Annotated in this window: 23 protein-coding genes; 15 read left to right on the plus strand and 8 right to left on the minus strand. The window is 66.2% G+C overall.

All coding sequences use genetic code 11. The annotated features are described in order from the left end of the window. Nucleotides 1-24: 24 nt before the first annotated feature. Nucleotides 25-1,182: a hypothetical protein gene (locus N5C25_RS05380; RefSeq protein WP_279936570.1), complete on the plus strand. Its 1,158-nt coding sequence runs from the start codon at nt 25-27 to the stop codon at nt 1,180-1,182. Between the two features lie 92 nt (nt 1,183-1,274). Here the strand turns inward: N5C25_RS05380 and N5C25_RS05385 are convergent, their stop codons facing one another. Next, nucleotides 1,275-1,640 (minus strand): hypothetical protein, encoded by a 366-nt coding sequence (locus N5C25_RS05385; protein ID WP_251102890.1) that lies wholly within the window; start codon nt 1,638-1,640, stop codon nt 1,275-1,277. Nucleotides 1,641-1,804: 164 nt separating this feature from the next. On the opposite strand from N5C25_RS05385, the gene rimK reads away from it, so the two are divergent. The 6 genes from rimK to N5C25_RS05415 all read left to right on the plus strand — a co-directional run bounded on the left by rimK (nt 1,805) and on the right by N5C25_RS05415 (nt 6,855). Next, on the plus strand, nt 1,805-2,683 hold the full coding sequence (rimK, locus tag N5C25_RS05390) for a 30S ribosomal protein S6--L-glutamate ligase (protein ID WP_058982194.1): 879 nt from the start codon (nt 1,805-1,807) through the stop codon (nt 2,681-2,683). A gap of 243 nt (nt 2,684-2,926) precedes the next feature. Further along, nucleotides 2,927-3,403, plus strand: coding sequence for a hypothetical protein (locus tag N5C25_RS05395; protein ID WP_058981951.1), 477 nt, complete (start codon nt 2,927-2,929; stop codon nt 3,401-3,403). A gap of 93 nt (nt 3,404-3,496) precedes the next feature. After that, nucleotides 3,497-3,970: a hypothetical protein gene (locus tag N5C25_RS05400; RefSeq protein ID WP_019660177.1), complete on the plus strand. Its 474-nt coding sequence runs from the start codon at nt 3,497-3,499 to the stop codon at nt 3,968-3,970. 8 nt (nt 3,971-3,978) lie between these two features. Next, a complete protein-coding gene (locus N5C25_RS05405) occupies nt 3,979-4,656 on the plus strand; it encodes a response regulator transcription factor (RefSeq protein ID WP_005410804.1) in 678 nt (225 codons plus the stop codon). Beyond that, a complete protein-coding gene (locus N5C25_RS05410; RefSeq protein ID WP_058981949.1) occupies nt 4,619-5,986 on the plus strand; it encodes a HAMP domain-containing sensor histidine kinase in 1,368 nt (455 codons plus the stop codon). The genes N5C25_RS05405 and N5C25_RS05410 overlap by 38 nt, the downstream gene beginning before the upstream one ends. Before the next feature lie 482 nt (nt 5,987-6,468). Continuing rightward, nucleotides 6,469-6,855, plus strand: a complete 387-nt coding sequence (locus tag N5C25_RS05415) for a hypothetical protein (protein WP_049413362.1) — start codon at nt 6,469-6,471, stop codon at nt 6,853-6,855. Nucleotides 6,856-6,980: 125 nt separating this feature from the next. On the opposite strand, the gene coaE is transcribed toward N5C25_RS05415, so the two are convergent. The 3 genes from coaE to N5C25_RS05430 are packed head-to-tail and all read right to left on the minus strand — an operon-like array spanning nt 6,981 to nt 9,735. Continuing rightward, complete coding sequence (gene coaE, locus N5C25_RS05420) at nt 6,981-7,592, minus strand: dephospho-CoA kinase (RefSeq protein ID WP_279936571.1); 612 nt, start codon at nt 7,590-7,592, stop codon at nt 6,981-6,983. An 11-nt stretch (nt 7,593-7,603) separates the two neighbouring features. Continuing rightward, complete coding sequence (locus tag N5C25_RS05425) at nt 7,604-8,467, minus strand: A24 family peptidase (RefSeq protein ID WP_021204211.1); 864 nt, start codon at nt 8,465-8,467, stop codon at nt 7,604-7,606. Between the two features lie 8 nt (nt 8,468-8,475). Beyond that, a complete protein-coding gene (locus tag N5C25_RS05430; RefSeq protein ID WP_279936572.1) occupies nt 8,476-9,735 on the minus strand; it encodes a type II secretion system F family protein in 1,260 nt (419 codons plus the stop codon). 361 nt (nt 9,736-10,096) lie between these two features. Here N5C25_RS05430 and N5C25_RS05435 point away from each other — a divergent pair, with 361 nt between their 5' ends. From N5C25_RS05435 to pilB, 3 genes are all read left to right on the plus strand, one after another. After that, nucleotides 10,097-10,540: a pilin gene (locus N5C25_RS05435; RefSeq protein ID WP_010481507.1), complete on the plus strand. Its 444-nt coding sequence runs from the start codon at nt 10,097-10,099 to the stop codon at nt 10,538-10,540. Nucleotides 10,541-10,665: 125 nt separating this feature from the next. Continuing rightward, nucleotides 10,666-11,016 (plus strand): hypothetical protein, encoded by a 351-nt coding sequence (locus N5C25_RS05440; RefSeq protein WP_279936573.1) that lies wholly within the window; start codon nt 10,666-10,668, stop codon nt 11,014-11,016. Between the two features lie 13 nt (nt 11,017-11,029). After that, nucleotides 11,030-12,757 carry a type IV-A pilus assembly ATPase PilB gene (gene pilB, locus N5C25_RS05445; RefSeq protein WP_279936574.1) on the plus strand — a complete coding sequence of 576 codons (1,728 nt, stop codon included), beginning with the start codon at nt 11,030-11,032 and terminating at the stop codon, nt 12,755-12,757. A 173-nt stretch (nt 12,758-12,930) separates the two neighbouring features. Here the strand turns inward: pilB and N5C25_RS05450 are convergent, their stop codons facing one another. Both N5C25_RS05450 and N5C25_RS05455 read right to left on the minus strand, forming a co-directional pair. Further along, nucleotides 12,931-14,304: a sigma-54 dependent transcriptional regulator gene (locus N5C25_RS05450; protein WP_134731295.1), complete on the minus strand. Its 1,374-nt coding sequence runs from the start codon at nt 14,302-14,304 to the stop codon at nt 12,931-12,933. A 60-nt stretch (nt 14,305-14,364) separates the two neighbouring features. Beyond that, nucleotides 14,365-15,978 carry an ATP-binding protein gene (locus tag N5C25_RS05455; RefSeq protein WP_019660167.1) on the minus strand — a complete coding sequence of 538 codons (1,614 nt, stop codon included), beginning with the start codon at nt 15,976-15,978 and terminating at the stop codon, nt 14,365-14,367. Nucleotides 15,979-16,357: 379 nt separating this feature from the next. On the opposite strand from N5C25_RS05455, the gene sucC reads away from it, so the two are divergent. The 3 genes from sucC to N5C25_RS05470 all read left to right on the plus strand — a co-directional run bounded on the left by sucC (nt 16,358) and on the right by N5C25_RS05470 (nt 20,303). Then, a complete protein-coding gene (sucC, locus tag N5C25_RS05460; RefSeq protein ID WP_005418614.1) occupies nt 16,358-17,527 on the plus strand; it encodes an ADP-forming succinate--CoA ligase subunit beta in 1,170 nt (389 codons plus the stop codon). Nucleotides 17,528-17,551: 24 nt separating this feature from the next. Next, nucleotides 17,552-18,427 (plus strand): succinate--CoA ligase subunit alpha, encoded by an 876-nt coding sequence (gene sucD, locus N5C25_RS05465; protein ID WP_005418610.1) that lies wholly within the window; start codon nt 17,552-17,554, stop codon nt 18,425-18,427. Between the two features lie 241 nt (nt 18,428-18,668). Further along, nucleotides 18,669-20,303, plus strand: coding sequence for an NAD+ synthase (locus N5C25_RS05470; RefSeq protein WP_058981933.1), 1,635 nt, complete (start codon nt 18,669-18,671; stop codon nt 20,301-20,303). A gap of 113 nt (nt 20,304-20,416) precedes the next feature. Here N5C25_RS05470 and N5C25_RS05475 read toward each other — a convergent pair whose 3' ends face one another. Both N5C25_RS05475 and N5C25_RS05480 read right to left on the minus strand, forming a co-directional pair. Beyond that, a complete protein-coding gene (locus N5C25_RS05475; protein WP_058981931.1) occupies nt 20,417-21,619 on the minus strand; it encodes a lipase family protein in 1,203 nt (400 codons plus the stop codon). A gap of 191 nt (nt 21,620-21,810) precedes the next feature. Then, nucleotides 21,811-22,698: an outer membrane protein assembly factor BamD gene (locus tag N5C25_RS05480; protein ID WP_026347042.1), complete on the minus strand. Its 888-nt coding sequence runs from the start codon at nt 22,696-22,698 to the stop codon at nt 21,811-21,813. A 113-nt stretch (nt 22,699-22,811) separates the two neighbouring features. Here N5C25_RS05480 and rluD point away from each other — a divergent pair, with 113 nt between their 5' ends. After that, entirely contained in the window at nt 22,812-23,801 is a 990-nt protein-coding gene (rluD, locus tag N5C25_RS05485) for a 23S rRNA pseudouridine(1911/1915/1917) synthase RluD (RefSeq protein WP_021204201.1), read from the plus strand. Continuing rightward, nucleotides 23,801-24,571 (plus strand): peptidoglycan editing factor PgeF, encoded by a 771-nt coding sequence (gene pgeF / locus N5C25_RS05490; RefSeq protein WP_058981929.1) that lies wholly within the window; start codon nt 23,801-23,803, stop codon nt 24,569-24,571. Before rluD ends, pgeF begins: the two co-directional genes overlap by 1 nt. The last annotated feature ends 10 nt before the right edge of the window (nt 24,572-24,581 follow it).

The following is a 24,581-nucleotide window of genomic DNA, read 5'->3' on the forward strand; positions in this document are numbered from 1 at the left end:
CGCAATCGCAGTCACCATGCCCGCATGACCGTTGATCGAATCGCCCTCCGCCGTTTCACCCAGTGGCTGCCGTTCCTGGTCCTGGTCGCCATCTGCGTGGCCTGGTGGTCGCCGCTGGGCGTGGTTGTCGCCCTGGCCGCGTGCCTTGCAGTGGGTGGTGTGCTGCAGCGCCTTGATCTGGTCGGCGATACCGTAGGCGGCGCACTGCTGCGCTCGCGGGCGACGCTGCCCTTTGCTACCCGGCCGCCCACGCATGATGTCCTGTTGGATTGGGGCGAACTGGGCATGGGAGGTCCGGCCTACAGCACCCAGATGCTGCGCGATGGCGCCATTGTCGAGGGCGTATCCACTGGAGGCAGCCACGACGCCAGTGGCGAGTGGCAGACGCTGGCGGGAAGCGGGCTGCGTGTGGCCAGTGGCTATGTTGATCGCAGCGAAGCGGTGATCGTCTACGACGAAGCGGACAAGCGGGTGATGCACCTGCAGGCGATTGTTCCCAGCCTGTTCTGGCAGGAACTGCACGAGCGCCGGCAGCTTGGCGGGGATGCCGAAGCCGCAATGTGGTTGCGGGATATCCCCTGTCGATCGACCACGCTGCGGCCCTGCCGGGGTCTATGGCTGGAACCGGAGCATCCCGCGCTGGCCGCCGGGTTGCCGCAGGCATTGCGGCATGTCCTGCCGGATGCCCGGGTGCTGCAGGCCATACCGCTGCTGCCCGACGATCTGCGCCTGACCGCGCATCCGACGCTGTTCGCGCGCGTCTGCCCGTACGCGCTCTGTCTTGATGGCGAGCCCAGTGACCGTCACGCCTGCGATCTGGAAACGGTGATCACCAGCCCGTCCGGACGGTGCGTGGCGGTGGCGGGCAGCGTGCTTGATGGGGATCTGCGTCCCATCGAGGGCGTATGGCTCGTCCACTGGCAGGGGTGTTGGCAGGCCATTGGCCGCCGTGCGACGGGCGGCAGCGGCAAGGCCCGCAGTGGTGCCTGGATCGATGTGATCGAGGCCGGCGATGACGGTTCGCTTCGCTGCGAAGCCTATGAGGAACACTGGACGTTCGACGCGATCACACGCATCCCCACGCCACACACGGCGCTCGCCCTGCCTGTGGAATGGCGGGAAACCGCGCTGGCCGTGCGTGTCCGCGATGGGCACTTCTCGCTGCGCCTGCCCCCGCGCTGATCAGCGGCGGCAGGCATCCCTTGGATGAGCCATGAGGATGTCCCCGGCGACGGTGCGGTCATCGCCGGAGACGGTGCGGCGGCTATCGGCTGTCAGTCTGAGTAGAAGCCGTTGCCAAGGGTGCCGGGCAGGCTGGGTTCCGGCCACGGCATCAGTGATGTGCAGGCGTCATACAGCGTGCAGAAGTCCTGCCGCAGTTGCGCAGGCACCCAGCTGCCGTAGGACACGTCGGTCGAGTCGCCCTGGCAGGCGTAGGAAACATCGATCCAGCGGGTATTGGCGTGTGAGGCAACGCCTTGGTGCTGTGTCTTGCCCGTGCAGTAGCGCAGGCCCTGGCCGATCAGGGTGTTGGTGGCATCGAAGTAGAGCCGGGAGACTGCGTGGGTCGGCGCAGCCCGTACGTCTGCGGCGCCTCCCACCAGGCCAAACAGCAACAACAGCGGAATTCCCATTCGCATCTGTGGTTCTCCTTGGATTGTGTAGCCGGCCGTTTATGTCCATCAGCCGGCAACGGCATATTCGCACAGCCCCGGCAGGCATGCAGATGCGGTGGCCTGCGGGGCATCATCCACCCGCCACACGCCCGCGCTATGCTGCGCGCCTGCCGCCCGATCCTGCCGCGATGAAGCTCGCCATCCTGTCCCGCAACAGTTCCCTGTATTCCACCCGCCGGCTGGTCGAGGCGGCACGCACGCGTGGCCATACCGTTCGCATCCTCGACCCGCTGCGCTGCTACATGCGCATCGCCGCCGATGGTTTTTCGATGCACTACAAGGGCCGGCCGATGACCGGCGTGGACATGGTCATCCCGCGCATCGGTGCCTCGATCACCCGCTATGGCACCGCCGTGCTGCGGCAGTTCGAGCTGATGGGCGCACGCACCCCAAACCCCTCCGACGCGATCCTGCGTTCGCGCGACAAACTGCGTGCGCACCAGCTGCTGGCCGCCAAGGGCATCGACATGCCTGTCACCGTGTTCGGTGACAACCCGGATGACACCGTCGACCTGTTGTCCATGCTCGGCCCGCCACCCCACGTGGTGAAGCTCAACGAGGGCACCCAGGGTCGGGGCGTGATCCTCACCGAAAAGGCCAGCGCATCGCGCGGTATCGTCGAGGCCCTGCGCGGGCTGTATGCCAATTTCCTGATGCAGGAGTTCATCGGTGAGGCCAAGGGCGCCGACCTGCGCTGCTTCGTGGTGGGCGACCAGGTGGTGGCCTCGATGCAACGCCAGGCGCCGGAAGGCGACTTCCGCTCCAACCTGCATGCCGGTGGCACTGCGGTGGCGGCCAAGGCCAGCCGCGCCGAACAGCAGGTGGCGGTGCGTTCGGCCAGGGCGCTGGGCCTGTCGGTGTGCGGGGTGGATCTGATCCGCTCCGCGCGCGGCCCGCTGGTGCTGGAGGTCAACTCCACGCCGGGGCTGGAGGGGATCGAAGCCGCCTGCGGGGTAGATGTGGCCACGCGCATCATCGAGCACGTCGAGAAGCTGAAAAAGCCATGACAAATCAATGGCTTGAGATTCTCATGGGCAAATGAGGCCGGCTTTAACATGCCTTTAATCGGCGCCGGCGTAGCCTTCAGCGAACCGCAGCTCTGCCTCTCAGCAGGATCGGTATCGGGATACGACTTCAGACCCAGGCGGGCCACCGCCTGGGTCTTTTTTATACCTGCCGGAAGTCCCTTGTGGAGGCCGCGTGACGGCCGTAGAGTGGCCATCGTTCCTGGATGGATCCGGAGGCTGGCGATGTACCGCATCACGATGATCGCGTTGTTGCTGGGGTTGTCTGGCACTGTCTCCGCCAAGCCGGAGAAGACCGCCATACAGATGGACGGGCAGGCACCGGTGGCCGAGCAGGTCCGGCGGGTTGAAAGGGCCCTTGATGACGGCGAATACAGCGAGATTTCCGCTGAAGACCGCGCCCAGGTGCAGCAGGCCTTGGCGCGCATCACCCAGCGCATGGGGGACCACAGCACGCTTCAGGAGCTCCCGCCGCAGGTCCAGGCAGAGGTCTTCAACGACCAGGAGCGGATCAACACCGTTCTTGTCCGCGCCCACGAAGACAGCCGCCAGATCTGCCAGCACACCCGCACCACGGGCAGCAACATGCCCAAGAGCCGCTGCCTGACGGTGGCCGAGCGCCGCCGGATCGAGGAAAAGGGCAAGGCCCTGCTCAACGACCAGCGCACCTTCAACAATCTCACGCCTCCCAGTAACCGCTAGCCGGGCCGATTGCCGCCCGAGCGACCGGCACTTGCTCGCGTGAAGGCGGTGCGAATACAGTCAACCCTCAACTCAAACAAGGATTCGTTTGTCATGAAGTCCCTCCTGATGTCGGCGGTCCTGGTCTCGGGCCTGACCCTGGCCACCGCCGCCTCCGCATCCAACCAGGCCGGTGAGGTCTTTATTCCGGGCAAGCCGCTGCAGCAGCAGATCGAGCGCATCGAAATCGAACTCAACGATGGCGAGACCTACAGCGAGCTGAAACAGGCCGACCGCAGCCGCGTGCGCGAGGCGCTGGTGCGCATGCGTACGGCCGTCGAGCAGCATCCCGACCGCGATTCCATGCCTGAACAGGTACGAACCGATGTCTTCAACGACCAGCAGATCGTGAACACGGTTTTGACACAGGCCCGTGAAGATAGTCGTCTAATATGCCAACGTGAAAAGGCCACGGGTTCGAACCGGTCCACGACGCAGTGCACGACCGTAGCCGAGCGCGCGCGACGGAAGGACAAGGCACAGCGTGATATGGGCCAGGCCCAGCGCGTCGGCAAATTCGTCAATTAGAGGTGACAGTGAGAATCCTGGTAATCGAAGACAACAGCGACATTGCGGCCAACCTGGGCGACTACCTGGAGGACCGGGGCCACACCGTGGACTTCGCGGCTGACGGGGTTACCGGTCTGCATCTGGCCGTGGTGCACGAGTTCGACGCGATCGTGCTGGATCTCAACCTGCCAGGCATGGACGGCATCGAGGTCTGCCGCAAGCTGCGCAACGAAGCGCGCAAGCAGACCCCGGTACTGATGCTCACCGCCCGCGACTCGCTGGACAACAAGCTGGCCGGCTTCGATTCCGGCGCGGACGACTACCTGATCAAGCCGTTCGCGCTGCAGGAAGTGGAAGTGCGTCTGAACGCCCTGTCGCGACGCGGCAAGGGCGTGCAGACCCGCGTGCTGGAAACCGGCGATCTGGAATACAACCTGGATACGCTGGAAGTGCGCCGCCAGGGCAAGCTGCTGCAGCTCAACCCGACTGCACTGAAGATCCTGCAGGCGCTGATGGAAGCGGCCCCGGCCGTGGTGACCCGCCAGGAATTGGAAACCCGCGTATGGGGCGAAGAACTGCCCGATTCGGATTCCCTGCGCGTGCACATCCACGGCCTGCGTGCGGTGGTCGACAAGCCGTTCGAAGTGCCGCTGATCCAGACCCGCCATGGCATCGGATACCGCATCGCCACCCCGGAAGCCTGATTCGGTGGCAAGCAAGGGGGAGCGCCGGCGCACGCCGTATCGGCGGCGCCTGCGCAGCCGCATCATCGTTTCGTTCGTGTTGTTGGGCTTCTGCCTGACAACGCTGTTCGCGTTCGCCACCAACTGGGCCCGCCTGCGCGTGGAAAACCAGCTGGTGGAAGAGCTGATGAACCGCAACATCGACGAGTATGCGCGCCGCTATTACGAGCACCCCGGGCATAACCCGGATGCACCGGTGCTGCAGATCAGGGCTTATGCCTATTCGAAGGACAAGTTCGACCGGGTGCGCGAAGAACGCGCGCAGTGGGCGGGCTTCTCCGATGGCATCCACAGCGTCAGCGGTGATGAGCACGGCGAGCCGTACTCCTACAAGCTGGCCGTGCGCAAGACGCCGGACGCCTGGTTCTTCCTCGCCTATGACATGACCGACAGCGTGCGCGGCGGCAAGCAGCTCAACCGCGCGCTGGTGCTGTCGGTGCTGGTGTTCAGTCTGCTGTCACTGGTGCTGGGCTGGTGGTCGGCCTCGAAGGTGATGAAGCCGGTATCGGACCTGGCCGCACGGTTGCGCGCCTACCGTGGTGGTACCAGTGACCCTGAGCCGCTGGCGCCGCGTTTCCCCGATGACGAAGTGGGGCAGCTGGCACAGGCACTGGACGACTATTCCTCGCGGCTGACCGAAGTTGTGCAGCGCGACCGTGAGTTCAATGCCGACGTCAGCCATGAGCTGCGCACGCCGCTGGCAGTGATCCGTGGCGCCACCGAACTGCTGCTGACCCGGCCCGGCCTGGACGAGAAGGTGCTGCAGCGCCTGCAGCGCATCCAGCGTGCCGAACAGCAGTGCAGCGATCTGATCGGCGCGTTGCTGCTGCTGTCGCGCAACGAACGCGGTCAGGGCACCAGCAACGTGGCCCGCGTAGCCGAGCAGCTGCTGGATGCGCACCGTGCGCAGTTGGGCGGCAAGCCGCTGGAGCTGGTGCTCGAAGGTGAGCGCAACCTGGTGGTCGACGCGCCCGAGGCAGCGCTGTCGGTGGCACTGGGCAACCTGATCGGCAATGCGGTGAAGTACTCGCAGGATGGCGAGGTGCGCGTGTTCGTCGGCGCCAATTCGGTCTCGGTGACCGACAGTGGCCCGGGCCTGAGCGAGGAAGATGCCGCCAAGCTGTTCCAGCGTGGCTACCGCGGCACGCATGCTGGCCATTCGCAGGGCGGCGGCATCGGCTTGTCGATCGTCAGCCGCCTGTGCGATCTGTACGGCTGGCAGGTGAGCGTGCGCCCCGGTGGCGAGCGTGGCGTGATCGCCACCCTGACGTTCTCGCCGAAGCCGTTGTAAGGGCCCCTGCTTTGGTGGGTGCCGACCTTGGTCGGCACGGACCCTGCCGACCTTGCATCGCGCTCTGTGTCGCTTGTGCCACTGAATTACCCTCGCGCGATGATCAGGCATCAGGCCCAACGCGACACCACCGTGATCGCTGCCGCGCCCCGCGCGTGTTCCAGTGCACGCATTGGCAAGCCCGCGCCGCACTTGAGAATTTCCTTACAGATCGCCGCGTGCGGCGATGGCCTGATGACCTGGCCGGGGCAGGTGCCTTGGCCGGGATTGGCGTCCTGAAATCAACTGTTAGATGGAAAGCTTCCGATGCCTCGCGCGGCATCGCGGACAATGCACTGTGCCCGCTTCACGGCGGGCGGTGCGTGGGGATTCCCGGGAATCCGCCGGAGTTTCCATCCATCTGGGAGTTGTCCGGTACGCCAACCCGCACCGTCCGCCACCTTGCATCTGCAGGTGGCCTGCCGACTGCGAGGAGCTCCACCATGTCCAATCGCCCGCTGTTCCCCCAGCTGCACGCCCTGATCGGCGACGCCGCCCACCTGCTGCCTGCCGACGTCGCCGAGCGTGTCGAAGTGCTGCTGGATGACCCCAAGGACCTGCTGCCCGCCCTGCTGGCGCGCATGGATGGCCGCGACGCCGCCGACGGCCAGCGGCTGGACGTGCAGGGGGCCAGCCCGGCGCAGGCCGCCACGATGGCCGGCCTCAGCCGCACGCTTGCCGGTCTGAACACCCTGATCCAGCTACTGCACGCCGCCGAAATCGCGCGGGAGCAGGGCGGTGCCCGTCAGCAACTCAATCCCGATGTCGTCGACGGCCTGCTGCTCGGCGCCCGCGAACTGGCCCGCTACGCCCGCCTGCAGCTGGAGTAGATCCGCGCCACGCGTGGATACGCTTCGGTAGTGCCGGCCGCTGGCCGGCAACCTGGTCGTCCAGTAGATCCACGCCATGCGTGGATACGCTTTGGTAGTGCCGGCCGCTGGCCGGCAACCCGGCCTCATCCCCCGGCCAACCCCAGATACCGCGCGTGCAGCTGTTCCACCTGCACCTGCAGGTCCTCCGGCTGCCCATCATTGACCACCACGTCATCGGCCAGCGCCAACCGCTGCGCGCGGCTGGCCTGCGCAGCAATCATCCGGTCGGCCAGCGCTGCATCAGTGCCATCGCGCTGCATCAGCCGGGCATGCTGCACGGCCTCCGGCGCGTCCACCAGCAGCACCCGGTCCAGCCATGGGTAGGCCTTCCGCCCACCCACCTCGGTCAGCAGCGGAATGGCGGCAACCGCATAGGGGCTCTCAGCCTGCTCGCACTGCTGCTGCATCAGCAGGCGGATAGCCGGGTGGGTGATCGCTTCCAGCGCCGTCCGCTCGGCCGGGTCGGCGAACACGTGAGCGCGCAGGCGGGCCCGGTCCAGGCTGCCATCGGCCAGCAGCATGTCGGCGCCGAAGCGCTCGGCGATGCGGGCCAGCGCCGGGCTGCCGGCGGCCACTACGGCCCGTGCGGCCAGATCGGCATCGGCCACCACAATGCCCAGCGCCTCGAAGCGCCGGGTCACTTCGGTCTTGCCGGAGGCGATGCCCCCGGTCAGGCCAACCACATAGCGGCTCATGGGGACTCCCCTCAGCGCAGCCCGCTCATCATCAGGTACTGATCCACCAGCGGTGCGCCCCACATGAAGTACAGCCAGCCGGCGATGGCCAGATACGGCCCGAAGGGAATGGGCGTGGCGCGGTCACGGCCCCGGCTGTACAGCCAGATCGAGCCGATGATGGCGCCCAGCACCGACGACAGCAGGATGATCGGCAGAATGCCCTTCAGCCCGCACCAAGCGCCGAGCGCGGCCAGCAGCTTGAAATCACCGTGGCCCATGCCTTCCTTGCCGGTCAGCTGCTTGAACAGCCACCAGACCATCCACAGCGACAGGTAGCCCACCGCCGCGCCGACCAATGCAGGCTTTGCCGGCATGTACAGGTTGTCGATGTTGCCTATCAGGCCCAGCCACATCAGTGGCAGGGTCAACTGATCCGGCAGCAGCTGGGTGCGCAGGTCGATGCCGGACAAGGCGATCAGGAAGCAGGTCAGCACGATGGCGCCGAAGCCCTGCCAGCCGAAGCCGAACTGCCAGACGCAAGCCAGCACCAGCACCGAGGTCAGCGCCTCCACCAGCGGGTACTGCAGCGAGATCGGTGCCTTGCAGTGGCGGCACTTGCCGCCCTGGATGATCCAGCTGAACAGCGGGATGTTCTCGTACCAGCTCAGCTTGTGCTTGCAGTGCGGGCAGTGCGACGGCTCCACCACGATCCCCGGTGGGGGGGGCTCATAGAAGTCCGGTTCCTCCAGGACTTCGCGCGCATCGCGCTTCCACTGCCACTCCAGCCGCTTGGGCAGGCGCAGGATGACCACGTTCAGGAAACTGCCCAGCAGCAGTCCCAGGGCGGCCGCGGCGGGGTAGCCGAGGCCGGGGTGCTGGTCGAGAAATGCCATTGATACCTTTAGCCGACGACGGCGCCGAGTTTGAAGATGGGCAGGTACATTGCGATGACCAAGCCACCGACAATGGTACCAATGAACACCATGATCATCGGTTCCAGCAGGCTGCTCAAGGCATCCACGGCATTGTTGACCTCCTGCTCGTAGTATTCAGCCACCTTGAACAGCATGGCGTCCAGCGCGCCAGCCTCTTCGCCGATGCCGGTCATCTGGATGACCATGTGCGGGAACAGGTTCAGCTGCTTCATGGCCATGTTGACCGGATAGCCCACCGAGACGTCGTCGCGCATCCGCATTACCGCCTCGCCATAGACCTTGTTGCCGGTGGCGCCAGCGACGATGCCCAGTGCCTCCACCAGCGGCACGCCGGCCTTGAAGGTCACCGCCGTGGTCCGTGCAAATCGGGCGATCGAGCTGTTATGCATGATCTGGCCGATCACCGGCACCTTCAGCACCAGCCGGTCGACCGTATGCTGCATCTTCTCCGAGCGCCGGTAGGTCATGGCGATGGCCACCACCGATCCGATCATGACGATGGCCATCAGCCACCACCAGGACACCATGAACCGGGACAGGTTCACCACCATCTGGGTGAAGGCCGGCAGGTCGGCGCCGAAGTTCTTGAAGACCTCCTCGAACTGCGGCACCACCCAGACCAGCAGGACGGTGCTGACCAGGAACGCCACCACCAGCACCATGGCCGGGTAGAACAGCGCCTTCTTGATCTTGCCCTTCAGCGCTTCGATGTTCTCTTTATAGGAAGCGATCGTATCCAGCACTGTTTCCAGTACGCCGGCGCTTTCACCAGCGCGTACCAGGTTGCGGTAGAGCTCGTCGAACTGCACCGGATGCCGACTGATCGCTTCATGTAGCGAAGAGCCGCCTTCGATGTCGGTACGGATATCATCCACCATCTTCTTCATGCGCGGGTTCTTGTGCCCACTGCCGATGATCTCCAGCGCCGAGACGATCGGCACACCGGATTTCATCATTGTGGCCATCTGCCGGCTGAAGAAAGCGATGTCCTTGGCATTCACCGGCTTGCCGGCCGCGCCGAACAGCGGCTTCGGCTTCGGCTTGACCTGACCGGGGTTGATTCCCTGCTTGCGTAGTTCGGCGCGCAGCAGATTGGCGTTCTTCGCCAACTGCTCGCCCTTCATCTTGATACCCCGCTTGTCGGTCCCCTCCCAGACAAACGGCTGCAGCTCCATGGTGCTACGCGCCACGGGCTCTTTCTTGATCGCACTGCGACTGACAGACATGTTGGCTCCCCAAGGCCCGCCATCCCCAGGCGGGCATCCTGACCGGCGATGGTAGCCGGTTCAGGGCCATCCGGGGAGCCTGCTGGCGTGACGCCGCGCAGGGTTTTCGACCTGGCGAGACGAAAGGTGACGTACCGCGTCACATTGCCGCGTCCATCGCAGATTCGCTTCTGGGGGGTTCCCATCCGCGAAATTGCTGCCATCATTGGCGCGGGGAAATCGGGGAGACGCTGCCATGGGAGATTGGCACGTAACCTGCGTTGATCCACCCGCGGGGACGGGCAGCCTGCTCATCCGGCCATCTGGCCGGTCGGCAGCCACCCCCGACATCAACCACCACTTATCTTGGGGATGTACCACCATGAAGAACCAGAAGGGCTTCACCCTGATCGAACTGATGATCGTCGTTGCGATCATCGCCATCCTGGCCGCCATCGCGCTGCCGGCGTACTCGAACTACACCAAGAAGGCCAAGGTCTCGGAAGTGATCCTGGCGGCTTCTTCGCTGCGTACTGACGTGTCGGAATACGTGGCCAGCAACAACAAGCTGCCGCCGGCTTCTTGGACCCCGGATGTGCAGAAGACCCAGTATGTTTCGGACCTGACCTGGGATTCCACCAACAAGAAGATCACTGCCACCGCTCAGGGCATTTCGTCCGACATCGATGGCAAGAACATCACCCTGCTGGCTGATGACAGCAACGTCGCCAACGGCGTGATTCCGAAGTGGACCTGCGAAGGCTCCATTGAGTCGAAGTATCGCCCGGGTTCGTGCCAGGGTGCCGCTGCGCCTGCTCCGAAGTAAGCTCTGATTCTGAGTGCGAAGAAGAAAGGCCCCGTTTGTACGGGGCCTTTTTGTCGAGTGCGATTTTGGGCTAGAGATGCATCATGGGTGCATTGGCGGTTCTGGTGCCCGAAGCAGGGTTCGACTTGGCGTTGCAGCTTAGCGCGGCCCTGTCTGCCAGCCTGGCGCTGGTCGCTGCGGCGGCCACCGACGATCACCACACCGTACTAACGGAAGGACGTCGATTGTTGCAGGGCGAGCATGGCCCGGCGCTGCTGGCCGATGCCGGCTCGGGCTATTATCTGTTCGGTGCAATGCAACATGCCGCACGGTCGCTGGGGGATACCGCAGCGTCGCGGCAGCTGACGGACCAGTGCTGGCAGGCGCTTGCGCCTGACGCTCCAAGGAACGGGCCACTACGCCTGCTGAGCTACCTGGCCTCCACCGGCCCGGTTCCGGCTGCAACCGCTGATTCCCAGCCGTCAGGGCAAAAGTGATACGAGGAAGACCATGAGCGTTGTTTCCACCCCCAACCTCGTCGGCATCACCGGCCTGGCCCGCCGCCTGGTCCAGGACGGCGCCCTGGACGAGGCCTCCGCCCGCGATGCCATGGCCAAGGCCACGGCCGCCCGTCAGCCGCTGCCTACCTGGTTCGCGCAGAACAAGCTGGTCAGTGCCTCGCAGCTCGCCGCCGCCAACGCGGTCGAGTTCGGCATGCCGCTGTTCGACGTGTCCACGTTCGACGCCAGCCAGAACGCCATGAGCCTGGTCAGCGAGGAGCTGCTGCGCAAGCACAACGTGCTGCCGCTGTTCAAACGCGGCGGCAAGCTGTTCGTGGGTACCAGCAATCCGACCCATGCGCTGGACGAGATCAAGTTCCATACCAACCTGGTGGTGGAGCCGATCCTGGTCGATGAGGACCAGATCCGCCGCACGCTGGAACAGTGGCACGCCAGCCATGACACCATCGGCGACGCGCTGGGCGGCGACGACGAGGGCATGGCCAACCTCGATGTCGGCCTGGGCGACGACGAAGGCGCGGGCACCGACGCCGGCATCGACGCCAAGGGCGACGACACCCCGGTAGTGAAGTTCGTCAACAAGGTACTGGTCGATGCGATCCGCAAGGGGGCCTCGGACATCCACTTCGAGCCCTACGAAGACGATTACCGCGTGCGCCTGCGCATCGACGGGCTGTTGAAGATGGTCGCCCGCGCGCCGGTTAAGTTGAACCAGCGCATTGCCGCGCGCCTGAAGGTGATGGCGCAGCTGGACATCGCCGAAAAGCGCGTGCCGCAGGACGGGCGCATCAAGCTCAACCTGTCCAAGACCAAGCAGATCGACTTCCGCGTCAGCACGCTGCCGACCCTGTTCGGTGAAAAGGTGGTGCTGCGTATCCTGGATGGCAGCGCGGCCAAGCTGGGCATCGACAAACTGGGCTACGAGCCGGACCAGCAGAAGCTGTTCCTGGATGCGATCCACAAGCCTTACGGGATGGTGCTGGTGACCGGCCCGACCGGTTCGGGCAAGACCGTTTCGCTGTATACCGCGCTGGGCATCCTCAACGACGAGACGCGCAACATTTCCACCGCCGAAGACCCGGTGGAAATCCGCCTGCCCGGCGTCAACCAGGTGCAGCAGAACAACAAGCGTGGCATGACCTTCGCTGCGGCGCTGCGCTCGTTCCTGCGACAGGATCCGGACATCATCATGGTCGGCGAAATCCGCGACCTGGAGACGGCCGAGATTGCGATCAAGGCGGCGCAGACCGGTCACATGGTGCTGTCCACGCTGCATACCAACGATGCGCCGCAGACCATCGCGCGCCTGATGAACATGGGCATCGCGCCGTACAACATCACCAGCTCGGTGACACTGGTGATCGCGCAGCGCCTGGCACGCCGGTTGTGCCCGAACTGCAAGCGCCCGGCGAACCTGCCGGAGCACGCACTGCTGGCCGAGGGCTTCACCCAGGCGCAGCTGGATGCGGGCATCCAGTTGTATGAGGCGGTGGGCTGCGATGAGTGTACCGAGGGCTACAAGGGCCGAACGGGTATCTATCAGGTGATGCCGATGACCGATGAGATCGCCACCATCGTGCTGGCCGGTGGCAATGCACTGCAGATTGCAGAGGCGGCGCAGCAGATCGGGGTGAACGACCTGCGGCAGTCTGCGTTGATGAAAGCCGCGGCCGGGATCACCAGCCTGGCGGAGATCAATCGCGTTACCAAGGACTGAGGTAGAACCGAGCCCATGCTCGGCTGAGGTACCGAAGAGCAGCCGAGCGTGGGCTCGGCTCTACAGTAGATCCACGCCATGCGTGGATGATCGGCCACGGATCCCATAGTAGTTCCACGCCATGCGTGGATGGCGCGGTCCCGACCACCGCGCAGCCGGGCATGGGCTCGGCTCTACTCCATCCCCAGCTTCTTCAGCTTGTAGCGCAGCGCGCGGAAGGTAATCCCCAACTGCGCAGCCGTGCGGGTCTTGTTCCAGCGGTTCTCTTCCAGCGCGCGCTGGATGGCGCTGCGCTCCAGCTGCTCGATATAGGAGGGCAGGGCGGCACCGCCCGGCTGCAGGTCGGCCACGGCTTCGGCGGGGGCCGCGCTGCCGGGCGTGCGTGGGGCGTGCTGCGGCAGGCGCAGGTCATCGGCGCCGATGCGGTCTTCTTCAGCCAGTGCCAGCGCGCGTTCCAGGATGTTCTCCAGCTCGCGCACATTGCCCGGGAACGCATAGTGGGCCAGCGCTTCCAGCGCCGACGGCGCCAGCAGCGGGGTGGCGCGGCCGTGGCTGCGGGCCAGCCGCGCCAACACGGCGGCGGCCAGTTCCGGCAGGTCCTGGCGGCGCTCGCGCAGTGGCGGCACCTTCAACTCGATCACGTTGATGCGGTAGTACAGATCGTGGCGGAAGCGCCCGTCCTCGACCAGCTCGGCCAGGTCCTTGTGGGTGGCCGAGAGAATGCGCACATCCACCGGTTCCTCGTTGGCCGCACCCACCGCACGCACCGACTTTTCCTGGATCGCGCGCAGCAGCTTCACCTGCATCTGCAGCGGCAGCTCGGCTACTTCGTCCAGGAACAGGGTGCCGCCGTGCGCGGCCTGGAACAGGCCGGGCTTGTCGGCATGGGCGCCGCTGAAGCTGCCTTTGCGGTGACCGAAGAATTCGCTTTCCATCAGCTCGCCGGGAATGGCGCCGCAGTTGACCGGCACGAACGGCCCGGCCGCGCGCGCGCCCTGGGCGTGGATGGTGCGAGCAACCAGTTCCTTGCCAACCCCGGATTCACCGAGGATGTAGACCGGCGCCTGGCTGCGCGCGACCTTGCTGATGGTGGTGCGCAGTACGTCCATGGCCGGCGAAGCGCCGAGCAGGCGTGCTGCCTGTTCGGTGGCGGGGCCGGGCGCAGGGCGTTCGCTGTTGTTGAGTTCCAGCGCGTGCTTGACCAGGCCACGCAGCACCGAGATGTCCACCGGCTTGCTGACGAAGTCGAAGGCACCGGCCTTCAGCGCTTCCACGGCCAGGTCCATGCTGCCGAACGCGGTGATCATCGCCACCGGCGTGCGCGGGTAGTGCTGGGCGATCTCGCTGACCAGCTCGATACCGTTGCCATCCGGAAGCCGCATGTCGGTGATGCACAGATCGTACGGATTGCTGGCCAGCAGCTCGCGGGCTTCGGCCAGGTTGGCGGCGGTACTGATGCGCAGGCCCATGCGGCCAAGGGTCAGTACCAGCAGTTCGCGGATGTCGCGTTCATCGTCGACGACGAGGGCGCTGCGGGTTTCGTTCATGGGCGTGAAAGATAAACGAGGGGGCTGGAAGCGACAAATGTTTGACGCACAGATCTGCAATCAGGTGGGCAGCAGCGTGTGGGGGCCGGGCAGCACCAGGCGGAAGCAGGAGCCGCCGGCGGGCACGGGAATGTAGTCCAGGCGTGCCTGGTTGGCCCGGCACAACTCGCGGGCGATATACAGGCCCAGCCCGGTGCCGTGCTCGGAGGTGGTGAAGAACGGACGGAACAGCTGCGCGGCCACGCTCTCGGGAATGCCCGGGCCACGGTCCATCACGTCAATCACCGCGCTGCGCTCGTGCTGGGCCACGCGCAGGCGCACCCGCGCCGGCTGCTGGCCGATGCGGCCGTACTTCAATGCGTTGTGCACCAGCACGGTGAGCACCTGGTACAGGTGCTTGGTGTCGACCTGCGCCATCACCGCCGTATCGCTGATGATCGGTTCGATGCTGTCGGTTTCCAGCGTCTGGCCTTGTTTGTACTCCAGCACGAAGCGGCGCACGAAGGCGACCAGGTCGACGTTCTCGGGCGTGGCGCGTTCGCGCCGTGCCAGCCCCAGCACGCTTTCGACGATGCCATTGGTGCGCTGGCATTGCTGGCGGATGATCTGCAGCAGGCGGCGGTCGCTTTCGTTGAAGCCGGTGCCTTCTTCCAGCAGCTGCACGGCATAGTTGATCGCCGCCAGCGGGTTGCGGATTTCATGGGCGAGGCTGGCCGAGAAGCGGCCCATGGCCGACAGGGTGAGCGATTCGGCGCGCCGCGAGACCACGCTGGAATCGTCCAGGAACACCAGGGCCAGCTCGCTGCCCGCCAGCAGGCGGGCGAAGCGCGGTTGCACTTCCGGCTGGTCGGGGTTGAGCTGCAGCGGCAGTTCGTCCTGCGCCCAGCCGTTGCGCCAGCGCTGCAGGCGGCGCGCCAGCTCCGGCGCGGCACTGGCCAGATCCAGGCGTCCTGTCTCACCGATGCCGTCATTGTCACCGAGCAGCATCGAGGCCGCTTCATTGGCCAGGGTGATGCGGTTGTCGGCGTCTACCACCAGCACGCCAGTGCGCATGCGGCGGATGATCAGTTCGTTGATCTGGAACAGGTTGGCTACTTCGTCGCCGCGCTGGTTGGCCAGCTGCTGGTTGCGGCGCGCGCGGCTGCCCACCTGGTAGCTGATGAAGGCCAGCGCCAGGTAGCTGGTGGCGAACATGGCCAGCTCGGCCAGCGTGCGGGTGGGATCGCCGCCTTCCAGCACTTTCCACAGGTATTCGGTACCGGTGGCCAGGCTGGCCGCGACTGCCAGGCCCAGCCCCCAGCTCAGCGGCAGCAGGGTGGCGGCCGCGGCGATGTTGAACAGCAGCGACATCGAGATGCCGGCGCTGGCGCCGGGCAGGGCGTGCGCCAGCAGGGTGGCGGCGATGATATCCACCAGCACGCTGGTGACCACGATGGGGCGCAGCCAGCGTTCGTTGCGGCCGATCGCCAGGGCCAGCAGCGACAGCACCAGATAGATGGCCGCAACGGTATCGGCCAGGCGCGGGTGGTGGGCCTCGCCGACCATGCCGGACAGGGGGCTGTAGAGCAGGCCGGCGATGACTGCGGCGATCAGCACCCGGTACAGCGCGAAGAAGTACAGCTCACGCCGCGGAATCGATTCGATGCGGTCGATCAATGAAGCACTGGGTGACACGCCGGAACTCCCCTTCTGGCTGCCTGGGTCTGGAATCTGCGGCGGGCCTGCCTGGCATCCCCTGAGGCCGGGCGGGCACGTCGCGTCGATGTAGTGTCGAGCGTGCTCGAGAGGGCCAGTATAGGGCCCCTGCGCTGGCGCCGCGGGACCGCCCCGCATCGCGCATTTGGCCCGCCGCGGAGACCGGAGGCCAGCGCCAGGGCGGGCGCAACTGCCTGAATGACCGCGAAAATCCGCCCGCGTCTGGCGTTTTGTACAGACTTCTTTGCGCCCCGGCGCCGGCTCGGCCACAATAGTGGGCCCGCCGCGGTCCGTGCCGGTGCCTCTTCCAGGGGCCCTGAGGAATTGCGTGCGGTCGTTCCTATTCCCACGGTGACGCATGAATTTCCACGAATACCAGGCAAAACAACTGCTTGCCGAATACGGCATCCCGGTCCCGGCCGGCAAGGTCGCGGCGACCCCGGACGAGGCGGTTGAAGTCGCCCAGTCGCTGGGCCAGGGCCCCTGGATGGTCAAGGCGCAGATCCACGCTGGCGGCCGCGGCAAGGCTGGCGGCGTCAAGTTCTGCAAGACCGTCGATGATGTGAAGGCCGCAGCGGCCAAGATGCTCGGCACCAAGATGGCCACCTACCAGACCGCCGGCGTCGAGCTGCCGATCAACCTGGTGCTGGTGACCACCGCCGGTGAGATCGTCAAGGAGCTGTACCTGTCGGTCCTGGTGGATCGCGGCACCCGCACCATCAGCTACATCGCCTCTTCCGAAGGCGGCATGGAAATCGAGCAGGTCGCTGCCGAGACCCCGGACAAGATCCACACCCTGAACGTGGACTTCGTCGAGGGCGTGCAGGGTTACCACGGCCGTGACATCGGCTTCAAGATGGGCCTGACCGCCAAGCAGGCAGGCCAGTTCGCCAACATCATGGTGAACCTGTACCGCATCTTCAACGAAAAGGACCTGGCGCTGGTTGAGATCAACCCGCTGGCCATCCTGGACGATGGCAACCTGTACGCGCTGGACGGCAAGTTCAACAGCGACGACAACGCCAACTTCCGCCACAAGGAACTGGTCGCGATGCGCGACAAGTCCCAGGAAGACGAAACCGAAGTGACTGCTTCGGAGCTGGACATCAACTACGTCACCATGGACGGCAACATCGGCTGCATGGTGAACGGTGCCGGCCTGGCCATGGCCACCATGGACGTCATCAAGCTCAACGGCGGCGAGCCGGCGAACTTCCTGGACGTGGGCGGCGGTGCCAACAAGCAGCGCGTCATCGAAGCGTTCAAGCTGATCCTGTCCTCGGACAAGGTTGAAGGCATCTTCGTCAACATCTTCGGCGGCATCGTCCGCTGCGACATGATTGCCGAAGGCATCATCGCCGCCGTGAAGGAAGTGGGCGTCAAGGTTCCGGTCGTGGTGCGCCTGGAAGGCACCAACGTGGAAGAAGGCAAGCAGCTGCTGCGTGACAGCGGCATGGCCATCATCCCGGCTGACAACATCAACGACGGCGCCAAGAAGGTCGTTGAAGCGGTCAAGAACGCCGCCTGATCCACGACACCGAAGGAAATTCCCATGTCTGTTTTGATTAACAAGAACACCAAGGTGATCGTGCAGGGCTTCACCGGCCAGCAGGGCACCTTCCACGCCACTCAGATGATCGAGTACGGCACCCAGGTTGTTGGCGGCGTGACCCCGGGCAAGGGTGGCACCACCCACATCGACCTGCCGGTCTTCAATACCGTTGCCGACGCCGTGCAGAGCACCGGCGCCAACGCGTCGGTCATCTACGTGCCGCCGCCGTTCGCGGCCGATGCGATCCTGGAAGCCGCTGCTGCCGGCATCAAGGTCATCGTCTGCATCACCGAAGGCATCCCGGTGCTGGACATGCTGCGCGTCAAGAACGTGCTGACCCGTTCCTACCCGGACACCGTCCTGATCGGTCCGAACTGCCCGGGTGTCATCACCCCGGGTGAGTGCAAGATCGGCATCATGCCGGGCCACATCCACAAGCCGGGCAAGATCGGCATCGTGTCGCGTTCGGGCACCCTGACCTATGAAGCGGTCAAGCAGACCACCGAAGTCGGTCTGGGCCAGTCCACCTGCATCGGCATCGGTGGCGACCCGATCAATGGCCTGAACTTCGTCGACTGCCTGAAGCTGTTCAACGAAGACCCGCAGACCGAAGGCATCATCATGGTCGGCGAAATCGGCGGTGACGCCGAGGAAGCCGGTGCCGAGTACATCAAGAACCACGTGAAGAAGCCGGTCGTCGGTTTCATCGCCGGTGCGTCGGCTCCGGCCGGCAAGCGCATGGGCCACGCCGGTGCGATCGCCTCGGGCGGCAAGGGCACTGCCGAAGGCAAGTTCGCCGCCATGGAAGCTGCTGGCGTCGTCACCGTCCGTTCGCCGGGCGACCTGGGCGCTGCCATCGCCAAGCTGGTCAAGTAAGACCGCTGGGCGGGGGATTGTAGAGTCGACTGTTAGTCGACTGCTCTTCCCACCGGCTGCTGCTAAACAGAAAGGCCGCCTCCGGGCGGCCTTTCTGCGTCTGGCGCCCTGACGATTCGGGTAACCCCATCCACGCATGGCGTGGATCTACTGAGCCGGGGCTGTCCACGCAGTGAACGCCCCCGGCGCGCGCACGACGCGGCGCTACAATGGGCGCATTGCAACCACAGGCTGGATTCCCATGGCTTCGATCCGCATCGCGATGGCGCAATTCGATTTTCCGGTCGGCGATGTCGCCGGCAACACCGAGCGCATCATCGAGATGATCGGACAGGCGCGCGACGAGTATGGCGCCGAGCTGGTGATGTTCCCCGAGCTGGCAGTGAGCGGTTATCCGCCGGAGGACCTGCTGCTGCGTCCCGGCTTCCTGTACGAATGCGAGCAGGCGATGGGCCGTATCGCTGCTGCCTGCCGTGGCATCACCGCCGTGGTCGGCTGGCCGCAGGCGGCTGGTGCGGTGGTCTACAACGCCGCCAGCGTGCTGCGCGATGGCCTGCTGGAGCAGACCTACCGCAAGCGCGAGCTGCCTAACTACGCGGTGTTCGACGAGCGTCGCTACTTCGATGTCGATCCGGACGGCGGGAGCTGTGTGTTCGAGGTCAATGGCATTCCGGTGGGTTTGCTGATCTGCGAAGACCTTTGGTTCGCCGAGCCGCTGGCCGACACCGTGCGCGCGGGGGCGCAACTGGTGGTAGTGCCCAATGCCTCGCCGTACGAGCGGGGCAAGCACGCCCAGCGCGACGCGGTGCTGGCCGCACGCACCCGCGAGAGCGGGGCGGCCATCGCCTATCTCAACGTGGTCGGTGGCCAGGATGCGCTGGTGTTCGACGGCGCGTCGGTGGTGGCCGATGGTGACGGCACGGTACACCCGGCTGCCGCTGCCTTCGTCGACCAGTGGCTGGTGGTGGAGTACGACGGTGAGACCCGCCGCTTCATGCCGCACGTGTGGATGGACGATGGCGACGAGAGCATGGACGCGCTGGCCTGGCGTGCCGTGACCCGTGGCATCCAGGACTACTGCCGCAAGAACGGCTTCAAGAAGGTGTGGCTGGGGCTGTCCGGTGGCATTGATTCGGCGCTGGTACTGGCGCTGGCGGTCGACGCGCTCGGCGCTGAGAACGTTACCGCCGTGCGCCTGCCGTCGCGCTATACCGCCGGCATGTCCAACGACCTGGCCGCCGAGCAGTGCCAGGCGCTGGGCGTAAAGCTGGAAGCGGTCTCGATCGAGCCGGCGTTCAAGGGCCTGATGGAATCGCTGGCGCCGATGTTCGAAGGCACCGCGCCGGACGTGACCGAAGAGAACCTGCAGTCGCGCAGCCGCGGGGTGATCCTGATGGCACTGGCCAACAAGTTCGGCGGCCTGTTGCTGACCACCGGCAACAAGAGCGAGTACGCCGTCGGCTACGCCACCATCTACGGCGACATGTGCGGTGGCTATGCGCCGTTGAAGGACCTGTACAAGACCGAGGTGTTCGGCCTGTCCAAATGGCGCAATACCGTGGGCGGCGCGCCGGTGATTCCGCCGGCGGTGATCAGCCGCCCGCCATCGGCCGAGCTGCGCGAAAACCAGCTGGACCAGGATTCGCTGCCGGCCTATGACGTGCTGGACGGCATCCTGTACCGCTACATCGATCAGGAACAGTCGCGCACGGAGATCGTGGCCGCCGGCTACGACGCGGCCGTGGTTGACCGCGTGCTGCGCCTGGTACGCATCAGCGAGTGGAAGCGGCACCAGGCCGCGCCGGGGCCGAAGGTGTCGCGCCGGGCGTTCGGTCGCGAGCGTCGCTACCCGATCAGCAACGGCTACAGGGGCTGAGGCAACGGTGGGTGGGCAGTGCCGGCCGCTGGCCGGCAACCCGTCGGCCCTCTCCGGTGGGTGCGGACCTTGGTCCGCACGGTGGTCGAAGATCATCCACGCGTGGCATGTATCTACGGGACTTCGTCGAGCAGCTGTTCGATGCCGGCAGTTTCCGCAGCGTCGCTGAAGTGGCCATCCTCAAACCGCGCACGTACGAACGCCAGGCCATCCGCCGCCGCCGCGTCCAGCGTGCCGCGGTGATCGACCGGATAGCGCCGGAACGCGACCGGCTCGCCTCGCAGGGCCAGGCCTGCGGCATACAGCAGGGTGGTCAGATAGGGCACATCGCGGTCCTCGCTGCCGTGGCCCAGCATCAGCGGTTGGCTGAAGCCGCGGCGCGGTACGCCAAGGTAGTCGTACAGCACGGCCCAGATGCCCGGCACGTGGGTCAGCGGTGCAGTGAACATGCTGCCGGTGTCCGCGCCGTCCAGGGTGACGGCCAGCTCGCCCAGGCACTGCTCGCGTGCCACCGCCACCCGCGCGCGGCCTTCATCGCTGAGGACGCGGTCGATCTGCGGCGCGGCCTGCAGCAGGCCATCGAGCAGATACGCGTGATACGCGTTGAGCGCGCCCGGATTGGCGGCGCGGTTGTCCGGCTTCATCACCAACGCAGTCAGTTCGACTGCGGTGGGCGTGCCGGTGGTGAAGCTGCCGCGGTACTGCAACGACGGTCCACCATAGGAGGAGGCGATGTGGCCCGCCGTGAGCGCGGCGGCACCGCCCTGCGAATGGCCGACCGAGACCCAGCGCGGCGACAGCGTCCCGTTGCCGAGGTACTGGCGGCTGGCCTTGATCATGTCGATGGCGTTGCGCGCGGCAGTTCGCACATGCAGATAGGCATGGCTGCCTGGACTGCCCAACCCCTGGTAATCCGCCGCGACCACGGCGTAGCCCTGCGCCAGGAACTGATCGAGGAAGCGCCCGTCGCGCGCGGGCTGGTACGGGCCGGAGACCGAAGGCGCACAGCGATCGGCGATGCCCTGGGTGCCATGCGCCCAGGACACGACCGGCCAGCCGCCCGCCGGCGCCGTGCCGGCGGGCAGGTACAGCAGGCCGGTGCCTTCGGCCAGCTGGCCGCGATGATCCGGGGTACGGTAGTACAGCTTGTAGGCGTGCGCGGCCTTGGAGGGCACCCACGACGCGCGATAGGGGGCTGCAGACAGCAGATCGCCCGGTGCTGCCGGTGCGGCAGCCAGGGAGGCCGAGGACAGCGCCAGCAGGGCAGTGGCGAGGAGGCAGGCGCGGGGACGGAAATGGCGTGGCGGTGGGGTCATGAGGCGCTCCTTCACGGCCGGGATGGCCGTTGGGCCGCAGTGTGGAGGGGCTCGCCCGCGCCGATTGGGACCGGCGTCGCATCCGCCGGGGATTCGTAGAATTCCTAGTGCCGTGGTCCATGGGCGCACGAACCATCCACGCATGGCGTGGATAACCGACAAAGAAAAGGCCCCTTGCGGGGCCTTTTTTCTTATTTCTTTTCCAGTCGCGCGTTGCGCTGGCCGGTGCTGGCGGACTTCTCGCCAGCGAACGGGTTCAGCTTGCGGATCATCCACGGGTACTTCGGCCACTTGCCTTCCAGCCACGGGTGGTCCGGCTGGTTCAACTGCAGGACGCGGCGCGCATCATCGGCCAGGGTCTTGTTGCCCAGGTGGGTGTAGGAATCGGCCAGGACAGCGACGGCGTCGTACTGGAACGCGCTCTGCGGATAGGTTTCCAGCAGGTAGTTGGCGCGGCCGGCGGCCGAGACCCAGGCGCCGCGGCGCATGTAGTACAGGGCGTTGTCCAGTTCGTGCTGGGCGAACACGTCACGCAGTTCCAGCATGCGCTGGCGCGCATCGGCGGCGTAGCGGCTGTTCGGATAGCGGTCCACCACGATGTTGAAGTCCGAATACGCCTGGTGCGGCGTGGACAGGTCGCGGCGGCTGGCATCCAGCGACCATACGCGACGCAGGAAAACCGTACTGCGGTTGGAGTTGGCCAGGCCGCGCAGGTAGTACAGGTACGCGATGTTGCGGTGGGTCGGGTAGGTACGGATGAAGCGGTCGATGCTGGACACCGCGTCATCGTGCTTGCCGGCCTTGTACTGGGCGTAGGCGGTCTCGATCATCGCCTGCTCGGTGTACGGACCGTACGGATACTGGGCCACCAGGCGGCGGAAGCTGGCCTCGGCGCCGCTCCAGTTGCCGCCCTGCATCAGCTTGTGGCTTTTCTCGTACAGCTGTTCGACCGGCACGCCTTCATCGGGGCGATCACCCTTCTTGGCGCCGCGATGGCAGCCGGTGGCGGCGATGACCAGCACCAGCAGCAGGGCGGTGAGGCGGACGGGCGCGGAGAGCATGGCGGAGCGTCGGATCATGGGGTCGAGGCGGGACGCGGCTGGAATACGAAGGGTCGATGATAGCCTAGTGTCCTGTCCAGCGACTGAAACCGGCCGCCGGGACCCCAAAATTTCAAAGAATGCCCCCTGCCATGTCTGAACAACCCTCTGAATCGGCCCGCCAGGCCATCGTCCCCGACACCGCTGCCGGGCGCCGTTTCGACGCCGTCGTGGCCGAACTGTTCCCCGAATACTCGCGTTCGCGCCTGACCGAATGGATCAAGGCCGGGGAGGTGCTGCTGGACGGTGCCCAGGTGCGCCCGCGCGATCCGCTGCGCGGCGGCGAGGTGGTGACCCTCAACGTGGTACTGGAAACCCAGACCGACGCCCAGCCGGAGGACATTCCGCTGGACGTGCTGTTCGAGGACGAGCACCTGCTGGTGATCAACAAGCCGGTCGGCCTGGTGGTACACCCGGGTGCGGGCAACCACAGCGGCACCCTGGTCAACGCCCTGCTGTTCCGCGACCCGTCGGTGGCGGTGCTGCCGCGCGCGGGCATCGTGCACCGCCTGGACAAGGACACCAGCGGCGTGATGGTGGTGGCCAGGACCCTGGAAGCGCAGACCGCGCTGGTCGAGCAGCTGGCGGCACGTGACGTGCACCGCCAGTACCTGGCCATCGTGATGGGCGCGCTGGTGGCCGGTGGTACTGCCGATGCCCCGATCGACCGCCACCCGCGCGACCGCCTGAAGATGGCCGTGCGCGAGGACGGCAAGGAAGCGGTGACCCACTACCGCCTGCGCGAGCGCTTCCGGGCACACACCGCGCTGGAGTGCCGCCTGGAAACCGGCCGTACCCACCAGATCCGCGTGCACATGGCGCACGTGCGCCATCCGATCATCGGCGACCCGCTGTATGGCGGCGCGCTGAAGCTGCCCAAGGGCGCCAGCGACGAGCTGGTGGCGGCGCTGCGCGGCTTCAAGCGCCAGGCCCTGCACGCCGAGACCCTGGAGTTCATGCACCCGATCACCGGTGAACCGGTGCGCAACACCGCGCCGGTGCCGGAGGACATGCTGCACCTGATGAAGGTGCTGCGCGAAGACAGCGAAGCCTTCGCCGCACGCGAGCGGGACCGCTGGTGATGGCCGCCGCGCTGCCGTTGCTGCAGGCCGACTGGCCGGCGCCCGCAGGCGTCCACGCGCTGACCACGCGCAGGCACGGCGCGGGCATCTCGCCGGCGCCGTTCGCGCAGTTCAACCTGGGCAACCGGCACGCGGCAGATGGTGATACCCCGGCGAACGTGGAGCACAACCGCCAGCTGCTGCAACAGGGGCTGGCGCTGCCGTCGGCGCCGCACTGGCTGCGCCAGGTGCACAGCAGCACCGTGCTGCGATTCGATGCACCGCCGGTGCCCGGCGCGAGCGAGCCGGTGGCCGACGCGGCGGTAACCTCGGTGCCGGGCGTGGTGCTGGCGATCCTGACCGCCGACTGCCTGCCGGTGGTGTTTGCCGCCGCCGATGGCAGCGAGGTGGGCGCGGCCCACGCAGGCTGGCGTGGCCTGGCCGACGGCATGCTGGAAGCCACGGTGGCCGCCATGCAGACGCCGCCGGCGCAGCTGCGGGCCTGGCTGGGCCCGGCGGCGGGGCCGGCCGACTACGAAATCGGCGAGGAGGTCTACCACGCCTTCGTCGGTCACGATCCGGCGGCCGAAGCAGCGTTCGTGGCGACGCGCCCGGGTCACTGGAAGGTCGACCTGTTCGCGCTGGCCCGCCAGCGCCTGCAGGCGGCGGGCATGGACCCGGCGCAGGTCCATGGCGGCACAGTGTCGACCATGGCCGATCCGGACCTGTATTCGCACCGGCGCGACCGTCGCACCGGGCGCATGGCAACCCTGGCCTGGATCGCGCCCTGACTCCGCCGCT

The sequence above is a fragment of the Stenotrophomonas sp. GD03958 genome (genome assembly GCF_029839005.1).
Taxonomy (GTDB): Bacteria; Pseudomonadota; Gammaproteobacteria; order Xanthomonadales; family Xanthomonadaceae; genus Stenotrophomonas; species Stenotrophomonas hibiscicola.